The following is an 11512-nucleotide window of genomic DNA, read 5'->3' on the forward strand; positions in this document are numbered from 1 at the left end:
CCTAAAAATAACCTCGACGTTTCTTAATTTCCATAGATCCAGATTGATCAAAATCAATGATTCTCCCTTGACGTTCACTTTTATTAGAAATTAACATTTCTTCAATTATCTTAGGTAAAGTTTCTGCGCGAGATTCTATCGCCCCGGTTAATGGCCAACATCCCAAGGTACGAAATCGTATCATACGTTTTTCTATAATTTCCCCAGGCTGAAGATCAATACGATTATCATCTACCATAATTAAATTACCATCTCTACATATCACAGGCCTATTTTTGGCTAAATATAGAGGTACTATATCAATTTTTTCAAAGAAAATATATTGCCAAATATCTAATTCCGTCCAATTAGATAACGGAAATGCACGAATACTTTCTCCTTTATTAATTATCCCATTATAATTATACCATAACTCTGGGCGTTGCTTTCTAGGATCCCAGCGATGAAACATATCTCTAAACGAATAAATTCTCTCCTTAGATCTAACTTTTTCCTCATCACGACGGGCGCCTCCAAAAGCTGCATCAAATCCATACTGATGTAATGCTTGTTTCAGCCCCTCGGTTTTCATAATGTCTGTATGTTTAGCGCTTCCATGAATAAATGGATTAATCCCCATAGATACGCCATCTAAATTTTTATGCACTAAAAGTTCAAACCCATGAGATTGAGCAGTATTATCACGAAATACATACATCTCATGAAATTTCCAACCAGTATCTATATGCAATAAAGGAAAAGGCAATGTGCTAGGATAAAACGCTTTTCGTGCTAAATGTAACATAACCGAAGAATCCTTACCTATAGAATACAGCATAACTGGTTTACAAAACTCAGCGACCACTTCACGAATAATATAGATACTTTCTGACTCTAATTTATTCAAATACGTAATATACTTTTTATTTTGTACCATATATTATCCTTTTAATTTACATTGAATGAGCAATCAAATAAGTTGGACAGTAATTCAGTGCTTTCTGACCAAACCAATGCATTTGACTATGCAATGATACAACATCTCCGATCACTAACAAGGAAGGATAATCAGCTATTCGTGTTAATTTTTCCAAATCAATTAAGGTGCCAATTAAAATCTTTTGATTTTGATATGTCCCCCGACTGATTACAGCTACCGGAGTATTTATACTGCGTCCATGAATAATTAAATTATTCCTAATATTTAAAGCATTAATCTTACCCATATAAATTATCAATGTTCGTTGATAATCTGACAAAGCGGCCCAGTTAACCTGATTATCACCATTTGCATTATGACCTGTCATAAAAACAACACTATGAGCATACTTTCTGTGAGTTAACGGAATACCAGCATAAGCTGTAACACCAATACCTGCCGTAATACCGGGAACTACTTGAAAAGAAATACCTGCCTTTGATATTATTTCTAATTCCTCTCCGCCTCTACCAAAAACGAATGAATCTCCTCCTTTAAGCCTGACAACTTTATTTCCTTTTTGTGCCAATCGTACTATAAACTGATTCAATTCTTTTTGAGACATTGAGTGATCTCCAACACGTTTTCCAACACAAATTTTATTAGCATCCTTACGAGCTAAATCTAAAATCTCTGAATTTACCAAATAATCATATAGTATTACATCCGCTTGTTGCATTACTTGCAACCCTCTAATAGTTAATAATCCTATATCTCCAGGGCCTGCTCCCACTAATGTTACATTACCTTTTTTATTATTATTTCCAACATCATTATTAAGAGTGTACTTAAAAACTTTATTTGCTTCTTCAGGTCGACCTTGTTCAATTAAAGTAGCAATATGACCATTATAAAATATTTTCTCCCAAAACCGACGTCTAAGTACCACATCTACGATATGCTGTCGTACTCGAGACCGCCATATTCCAGCTAATTTTGATAAAAAACCTAGAGATTTTGGCAATAAAGATTCAAATTTTTCACGTAAAATACGCACTAATATAGGCGCTGTTCCACAAGAAGAAATTCCTATTAAAATAGGATCACGATCAATAATGGCAGGAAATATACATGAACATTTATTCTTATCATCCACAGTATTTATTAAAATATGACGTTTTTCAGCATTCTGATATATCAAAGCGTTTAATTTAGCATTATTGGTTGTCACAATTACTAATATTACCTTGTCTAGCATTATAGGTTGAAATTTTTTTTCAATCCAACTGATATTTTGTTTGAACAAAACTTTTTTTAATTCTGTACAAAGAGTTGGGGCTATTATTGTGATCATAGCCCCAACTCTTTGTAATATTTTTATTTTACGTGCAGCAACTATACCCCCTCCAACTACTAACACTGGCCTATTTTTAAGATCAATAAATAATGGTAAATATTCCACAAAATTATGTTTATATTCAGATTTAATTAATATTGACAAACTCTGTTTATATATAATATTATTTATAAAAGCTAAAAATATAAATACAATGACATTAAATTATACATATATTTTTTCATACCTATGATATTTCATTTTTAAAAACTTAATATCTTATATTCACAAATAATATGCCCATTCGCCATACATACTTTCATAATTATTAAAATACACATGATTATGTTTTAAACATGGATACTACTACCAAACAAACGTATATTATTTCTAACGTACTTATTGTATAGCAATGTATATAAAAATTATATTATATAATAGTAATATACAAATACTAAATTTCAATCAATAATATGTAAACCACATTCACGTTGTAACCCAAAAAACCGTGTATCCTCTTCCTTCATACCAGGTTCCCATTTTTTGCTAGTATGTACATCTCCTATTGATAAGTACCCTTGTTTCTGCAATGGATGATACTCTAAAGAATGTTGGTTAATATATCTATGAATTTGAGAAGTATTCCAATCAACAATGGGTAAAAATTTAAACATTCCATTCTGAATAGTTATTATTGGTAATTTTTTACGACTATCTGATTGATCTCTCCTTAATCCTGCAAACCATGTTTTCACCTTAAGCGTTTTTAATGCACGATGCATAGGTTCAATTTTATTAATAGTATTGTATTGTTGTATGCCTTTTATGCCTTGTTCCCATAATTTACCATATCGTGCTTCTTGCCATGCTGCAGATTGCTTGGGAGAAAATACATGTAAATTCAATTGCATTTTTTTTGTTAGTCGATCAATAAATCGATATGTTTCTGGAAATAAATAACCAGTATCAATTAAAATAATTGGGATATTAGGATAATAATAAGTAATTAAATGCAAACTAACTAATGACTGAATGCCGAAGCTTGAAGATAATATTGCCTGATTAGGTAGATATTCTACAGCCCATTTACATCTATCTGCTGTTTTTAAAGATTCCAAGTATTGATTTATTTTCATTAATACCAATGCTTGTTCATTTATATCTAACGAATTGAGTTCTGCAAAAGTCCAACAATGATTAATGATATTTAATGATTTATTCATAAAAATCTTTTTCAGAATTTGTAACAGCATTAACTATCCCTGATCTTACTACATAATCTCCATAAGATTCTTGATCGGTTCTTTCTCGTGCCCAACTACTAATGGTCATATCAAGAATGTTTAAAATGTCATTTTCTGTGATATTTTCTCTATATAATCGAGGAATACGCGTACCAATACTATTGCCTCCCAAATAAAGATTATAACGTCCAATAGATCTGCCTGTTAATCCAATTTCTGATAACATCGCACGAGCACAACTATTTGGACACCCTGTTACCCGCAAAATAATAGCATCTTTCTCTAATTTGTATTTTAACATGATATTTTCTATCTTAGTAATAAATTCCGGTAAAAATCGTTCTGCTTCTGCCATTGCTAATGGACAAGTAGGAAGCGCTACACATGCCATAGATGCTTTTCGTTGCGGCGTGATATCATCATTCATGATACCATATTTTTGCAATATACTCTCAACCATCCGTTTATTGTCCTTAGATACTTCAGAGATAATTAAATTTTGATTTGTAGTTAACCTAAAAGACCCTGAATGTATTCGTGCAATTTCTGCAATCCCACGTTTTAATAACTTATGAGGATCATTGTTTGATATTCTTCCGTTTTCAATAAACAAAGTAAGATGCCAATAATGATCAATACCTTGGATCCATCCAAATCGATCTCCTCTATCTGTAAATATATAAGGATGTATCGGATGAAATTTTACTCCAGAACGGCGTTCAACCTCTGCTTTAAATGTAGTTACCCCAACTCTAATCAAAGTATACTTCGTTTTAGCATGTCTACGATCGGATCTATCCCCCCAATCTCTTTGTGTTGTAACAACTGCTTCTGTAATCTTTAAGATATCCTGTGCAGCAATATATCCAAATTCACTAGCTTTAAGAGGATATGTGGTAACATCACCGTAAGTCATTGCTAATCCTCCTCCAACTAATACATTAAAACCAACTATCCGATTAATTTTATCGTCCTTGATAGCAATGAAACCAAGGTCATTAGCATGAATGTCCACATCATTTACAGGTGGTATTGCAATTGCTATTTTAAATTTACGAGGTAAATAAGCAGCACTTAAAATCGGCTCAAAATCTATAGATTCTGTTTTTTCTGCATCCAACCAAATTTCTGCATATGCACGAGACTTCGGTAATAAATGAGCAGAAATACTTTTTGCTAATTCCCACACCTGATGATGGAATGCTGATTCCATTGGATTAGCTGTACATATCACATTACGATTTACATCTCCAGCAGTCGCGATAGAATCCAAACCTAATTTATTCAATAAACGGTGCATAATTTTTAATTTAGGTTTTAAAAGACCATGTAGTTGAAAAGTTTGTCGAGTGGTAAGACGTATCGTTCCGTATAAAGTATATTTTTCTGAAAAATCATCGATAGCTAACCATTGTTCTGGCATAATTACGCCACCCGGTAAACGACAACGTAACATCATATTAATTAATGGTTCTAATTTTTGATTTGCTCGTTCCACACGTACATCTCGATCATCTTGTTGATACATGCCATGAAATCTAATTAATTGAGCATCTTTTGTATTAAAACCACCTGTTAAATTATTATCTAAATTTTGAGCAATAGTACCTCTTAAAAAATTACTTTCTTGTTTCATTCGCTCATTATCTGACAATAACATTGCATTGGTATTATCATGATTATTGTTGTATTCTTCTTTACTCATTAGTAAATATCTCTCTGATAACGATGTTGCATCCTCATTTCATGCCAAAATTCATTTGCCTTATCTACATTCATACCTCCGTGCTTACATGTTAATATGACTAAAGCTTTGTCTACATCTCTAGCCATATTTTTAGCATCTCCACATACATAAATATGAGCTCCTTCTTGAATCCATGACCAAAGTGCAACACTATTTGTTAACAATTTGTTTTGTACATAAATCTTATCATGTTGATCTCTAGACCAAGCTGTATCAATTTTGGTTAACAACCCATCTCTGAAATAACGTTGCCATTCAATCTGATAAAGAAAATCATCTGTAAATCTTAAATTCCCAAAAAACAACCAATTTTTTCCTGATGCAGCATCTACAGATCGTTGTTGCATAAATGCACGAAACGGAGCAATACCTGTCCCGGCTCCAATCATAATCACTGGAACATTAGGACTTTTTGGTAATCTAAAATTATTATTAGCTTCAACAAAAATGCGTATTTCATCATTCTCTTGTATACGATCCACTAAATAACCACTAGCACCACCTGTTCTAAAACGTTCATTTGTTGTATAACGTACTACGCTCACAGTAATATGTACTTCCTCTCCTACTTCTGATTGAGCAGATGAAATAGAATAAAATCGAGGTTTCATAGGGCATAATATTTGCAATAAATTCTGAGGTGTTATCGTAATGGATACACGATGCATCATATCAATAATGGGCGTATTTAAAATAAATTTATTTAATTTTTCTTGATTGTTGCATAAATCAATCAACATTTTATCTTGAGCAATAGTAGCTATATTTTTTACGAAAACAGGGGTATTGTGCGTTAATTCATAATATTTTACCAACGCTTCACGCAGAGATATTAGTTTTTCTTTAATTTTTACCTGTTCAGTTCCGTTCAAGTTTAACAATTCTAATAATTCATTAATAAGATCTACATCATTTTCATACCATACTCCCAACGAGTCTCCTGGTTGATAATGTAAGTTAGAATCAGTAATATCGATTTCTAAATGATGCACATCTTTTAACGAATTACGACTGGTAATTTTTTGTCGTGTTAACACATGAGCCACCAAAGGACATTCTTTATTATATATAACGTGATTTACACGTTTAATACCACAAATATTATTACTTTGATTAAATATGGAAGTAGCAGTCATTATCTTATTTTTCAATAAAAGAACTATTTTTTTTCTCCATATATTTGCTGCTTCTTTAAAATCAACATCGACGTCCACTCGATCACATAACCGATGAGCTCCAAGCTCTTCTAATCTACAATCAAAATCTTTTCCAGCTTTAGCAAAATATTCATATGACTGATCACCAAAACTGAATACAGCAAAATGTGTATTTTCCATTCTAACTGCTCTATTAGAAAATAAATATTTATATAACGCAACTGCTTCTTCTGGAGGTTCTCCCTCTCCATAAGTAGAAGTGATGATAATTAATAATGTTTCTTTATAAATTTGTTTAAATTTATAATCTCCAGCATTAAATAATACTACATCCAAATTCACTAAATTAATATCATCACGTAATTGTTCAGCTAATTGACGTGCATTACCAGTTTGAGAAGCAGATATCAAAGTAATTTTTTTATTAAAACAAACATCTGCAGTTTTAGCATTTTTAGAAATATCAGTTATTTTATCAGATACTACGACATTAGTTAATCCCCATAAGTATCCTGATATCCAAATCAATTGAGCACTAGACAAAGTAATAAAAAACGATTGAATATAATCTAATTGTTCTGCGGTTAATGGCATGACTTCATTACGTGTAATTTTTTTCATCATTAAATTAAACTACTTAATATTCTCTTATATCGAATAAAGCAAAAAACATAATCATACATTATATACATTGCATAAAATATTTATATATCCATATCACTCATTTTCCTTGAAAATTAAATAACACAAATCACTAACACATATAAATACATTTATTTTTGATTAATTTTTAGATCTAATCGATAAATATTGTTTCAGAATTATTTATTGTCACTGTTTAAAATAATATAAACCCAAATAAAATATAACAATCATACTATATTAGTAATACTTACTATTGCAGTATAATACTATTACAAATTGATTTATATAATCAATTATCGAATTCTTTTTAAACCAGAAGGAAATAATTTATTACATAATATAGTCAGTACATATTAAACATAAACCACATTACCATGTATATATTTCAAATACTGTAGATAATAAAACCTAACTGATAATGATAATTATATATGTTTATATAAATCAAATATTACTTGAATTCAAGAGCAGTTTTGAATTAGCACACCATTATTATTCCATTACAATACAGAAGTTCATGTCATTTCTTTTCTTCATAAAAGAAAGATGCATTTACATGGTTTTACACACATTTATAAATGTACTTCATTATATACTAGCTGTAGACATAAATTTTATTTTTTGAATCTATGAAATACACCTTTCTCCCCTAAAATTTCTTCTATACGAATCAATTGATTATATTTAGCTACACGTTCAGAACAACGAACAGGTCCAGCTTTTATCTGACCGGCAGAAGTACCCACTGCTATATCAGCAATACTTGTATCTTCAGTTTCTCCAGAACGATGTGAAATAATTGTAGCATATCCTGCATTTTTAGCTACCTTAATCGTTTCTAATGTTTCAGTTAATGATCCTATTTGATTACATTTAATTAAAATAGAATTTGCAATATTTCTGTTAATACCCGTTTGTAACAAACTTGAATTCGTCACAAATAAATCATCTCCTACTAATTGAATTTTATTACCAAGAACTTTAGTTTGATAAGCAAAACCATCCCAATCGTATTCACTCTGTCCATCTTCAATAGAAACTATTGAATATTTTTGCGCTAAAGATGACAAATAATGAGTAAATTCTTTAGAAGTAAAAAATTTTTTTTCACTTTTAATATTATATTTAATAGTAGATATATCAAATAATTCAGATGCAGCACAATCTATTGCTAATACAACATTCTCCCCTAAGATATAATTAGATTGTTCTATAGACTCTTTTATTAATTCTAACGCAGTAACATGGGAATGAACATTAGGAGCATATCCACCTTCATCGCCCAATTGTGTAGACATTCCTTTACTCTTTAATATTGACCCTAAAGTATATGATATTTCAGATCCCATCCGAATAGATTCCTTTATTGTTTTCGCCCCAATCGGTATAATCATAAACTCTTGAATATCTAAATTATTATCAGCGTGCTTACCACCATTAACAATATTCATCATAGGCAGTGGTATAACAAATGTATTATTCATTGATGTATCATATAAATCAGCAATATGCTGATATAGTGGAATATTTTTAAATGCTGCAGCTACTTTTGCAACTGCTAAAGAAACACTCAAAATGGCATTAGCACCAAATTTTGATTTATTATTGGTTCCATCTAAATCTATCATTATAGTATCAATGATACGTTGCTGTGTCACATCTATGCCTATTAATGCGTTACGAATAGGTCCATTCACAGAATTTACCGCTTTTTCTACACCTTTTCCAAAAAAACGATTCTTATCACCATCCCGTAGCTCTAAAGCTTCTTGAGAACCAACAGATGCTCCAGATGGTACGGATGCTAATCTAGCACCACCTTTAACATATACTTCAGCTTCCACTGTTGGATTACCACGAGAATCAATCACCTCACGTCCAATAATATTTAAAATCTTAGGCATATATATATCCTTTCTAACTAATTTATATCTTTAATTATAAACTAAACAAAATAGTATCATAAAAATCGAATCATAAACGCTAAATACATTTATTATGACGATATTGATATTCTATTGCAGCTTTTATAAAACCTATGAACAAAGGATGACCCTCTCGGGGTGTAGAATTGAACTCGGGATGAAATTGACTACCTATAAACCATGGATGATTCGAATACTCAATTACTTCCACTAAATTATTCTTTTCGGAAAAACCAACACAACTCAACCCAGCATATTTTATGTTCTTCAACAACATGTTGTTCACTTCATAACGATGTCGATGACGTTCTAATATAGTACTTTTACCATATATTTTATGCGTCAAACTACCCTTAATTAAACAACATACTTGATTTCCTAAACGCATTGTACCGCCCAAATTAACATTACTACCATGCATCATCATAACACCATTTTCATCTCTACACTCAGTTATTAAAGCGATGATTGGGAATTTACAGTTAGTTACAAATTCTGTAGAATTGGCATCTGATATTCCAGCGACATTACGAGCAAACTCGATCAACGCTACTTGCATGCCTAAACAAATCCCAAAATACGGTATATTATTTTCTCTAGCATATTGAGCAGATAAAATTTTTCCTTCCACTCCGCGATAACCAAATCCTCCAGGCACTAAAATAGCATCCAAACCCTTCAATGTTCTCTCTATACCTAATTTTTCCACATCCTGAGAATTAATAAGACGAATATTTACGACACACCGATTTTTTATGCCGGCATGCTTCAATGCTTCTGTCACTGATTTATAAGCATCTACCAATTCGATATATTTGCCAACCATACCTACAGTAACTGCTTCTATAGGATGTTCTTGATAATAAATTACTTTCTCCCAATCTGATAAATTTGCCTCAGGACAATTCAAATTAAAACGCTTACAAATATAATCATCTAATCCTTGAGACTTAAGTAAGGCAGGTATTTTATAAATTGAATCCACATCTTGAAGAGAAATTATCGCTTGTTTAGGTACATTACAAAATAAAGAAATTTTTTTTCTTTCACTATTACTTATTACACGATCAGATCTACAAATTAAAATATCAGGTTGAATACCAATAGACAACAATTCTTTTACTGAATGTTGTGTTGGTTTTGTTTTTAGTTCTCCAGATACCGCAATAAACGGTACCAATGTTAGATGTATATATAAAATTTGTTCTCTATGTATCTCTATTACCATTTGTCTAATAGCTTCTAAAAAAGGCAATGATTCAATATCACCTACTGTTCCACCTACCTCCACAAGTAAAATATCATAATTAGAAGCACCTGCTATAAGCGATTTTTTTATGGTATCAGTAACATGGGGAATAATCTGTATCGTAGCTCCTAAAAAGTCACCACGACGTTCTTTCCTTAAAACATCTGCATAAATTCTACCAGCAGTAAAATTATTATAATGCCTCATTTTAGTACGAATAAAACGCTCATAATGTCCTAAGTCTAAATCAGTTTCTGCTCCATCTTCAGTAATAAATACCTCTCCATGTTGCACAGGGCTTATTGTACCAGGATCAACATTAATATAAGGATCTAATTTGATTATAGTTACACTAAGACCGCGGGCCTCTAAAACTGCAGCTAAAGACGCTGTAGTAATACCTTTACCTAAAGATGATACTACTCCACCAGTTACAAAAATATAATTAATTCTCACATATCAACCCAAACTATATATATATATTTAATTTTCATGACTTAAAAATCGCTATTAACCATGTCGGATGATTTTAGTTTAAATATTAATTTTTACATGTTACCTTTGTGCTCAAAATAAATTTTCTAATTACTCCGGAACATTATTCACCATCCCATAATAATTAACGACAAATAATTTAATACAAAGTATATATGTGCTATTACATGTTAAGTTATTTTAAAAATAAATAATAACATTTCTATTAAATACAATTGCAATGCGTTCTATCTATAACACTCAGAATCATTACTATATACAGTAATCATACCCATAACTTTTGATCCTGAAAAACATATAACTATAAAAAACACAATGTATACCGATAAAATCATTCAAATAATATTTAATCACCCTAATTATAAACAAACATAACATGTTCACTTTTTATATACTAAAAGACGAACCGCAACTGCAAGTATTCTTAGCATTCGGATTAATGACTATAAATCGAGACCCTTCTAATCCTTCATAATAATCTACAATACCTCCAAATAAATATTGTAAACTCATAGGATCTATCACTAAAATAGCACCATTATTTTCTATAATAGAATCATCATCAGAAATTTTATCATCCAAGGCAAATCCGTATTGAAAGCCACCACAACCCCCCCCTATAATGTAAATACGCAGTTTTAAATTTGAATTCTTTATTGTTTTATTTTTAATGAAAAACCTTACTTTACTAGCTGCAAAATCAGTCAATTGGATAGGGAATTTTACATCATTATTCATAATCACCAACCTTTTACATTGCAAAAAAATCCAATAATCAATCTTCCAGTAATTAAACAATCAATTGATAATTTTACA

8 protein-coding genes are annotated in these 11512 nt (G+C 31.0%); all 8 read right to left on the minus strand.

The window, feature by feature from the left end; translation table 11 throughout:
- Position 1: 1 nt before the first annotated feature.
- Positions 2 to 916, minus strand: a complete 915-nt coding sequence (gene cysD / locus GN161_RS00905) for a sulfate adenylyltransferase subunit CysD (protein ID WP_159714662.1) — start codon at positions 914 to 916, stop codon at positions 2 to 4.
- A 16-nt stretch (positions 917 to 932) separates the two neighbouring features.
- Positions 933 to 2360: a siroheme synthase CysG gene (cysG, locus tag GN161_RS00910; RefSeq protein ID WP_159714665.1), complete on the minus strand. Its 1428-nt coding sequence runs from the start codon at positions 2358 to 2360 to the stop codon at positions 933 to 935.
- A gap of 335 nt (positions 2361 to 2695) precedes the next feature.
- The gene (locus GN161_RS00915; RefSeq protein WP_159714668.1) at positions 2696 to 3457 is read right to left on the minus strand and encodes a phosphoadenylyl-sulfate reductase; all 762 of its coding nucleotides are present in this window, start codon (positions 3455 to 3457) and stop codon (positions 2696 to 2698) included.
- Complete coding sequence (cysI, locus tag GN161_RS00920; protein WP_159714688.1) at positions 3450 to 5183, minus strand: assimilatory sulfite reductase (NADPH) hemoprotein subunit; 1734 nt, start codon at positions 5181 to 5183, stop codon at positions 3450 to 3452. Before cysI ends, GN161_RS00915 begins: the two co-directional genes overlap by 8 nt.
- Positions 5183 to 7006, minus strand: a complete 1824-nt coding sequence (cysJ, locus tag GN161_RS00925; protein WP_159714690.1) for an NADPH-dependent assimilatory sulfite reductase flavoprotein subunit — start codon at positions 7004 to 7006, stop codon at positions 5183 to 5185. The genes cysI and cysJ overlap by 1 nt, the downstream gene beginning before the upstream one ends.
- A gap of 635 nt (positions 7007 to 7641) precedes the next feature.
- Positions 7642 to 8931: a phosphopyruvate hydratase gene (gene eno, locus GN161_RS00930; protein WP_159714692.1), complete on the minus strand. Its 1290-nt coding sequence runs from the start codon at positions 8929 to 8931 to the stop codon at positions 7642 to 7644.
- A gap of 79 nt (positions 8932 to 9010) precedes the next feature.
- Positions 9011 to 10657, minus strand: coding sequence for a CTP synthase (locus tag GN161_RS00935; RefSeq protein WP_159714694.1), 1647 nt, complete (start codon positions 10655 to 10657; stop codon positions 9011 to 9013).
- A 426-nt stretch (positions 10658 to 11083) separates the two neighbouring features.
- Positions 11084 to 11434 (minus strand): iron-sulfur cluster insertion protein ErpA, encoded by a 351-nt coding sequence (gene erpA, locus GN161_RS00940; protein WP_159714696.1) that lies wholly within the window; start codon positions 11432 to 11434, stop codon positions 11084 to 11086.
- Positions 11435 to 11512 lie beyond the last annotated feature (78 nt).

The organism is Blochmannia endosymbiont of Camponotus nipponensis, assembly GCF_009827135.1.
Lineage (GTDB): Bacteria > Pseudomonadota > Gammaproteobacteria > Enterobacterales > Enterobacteriaceae > Blochmanniella.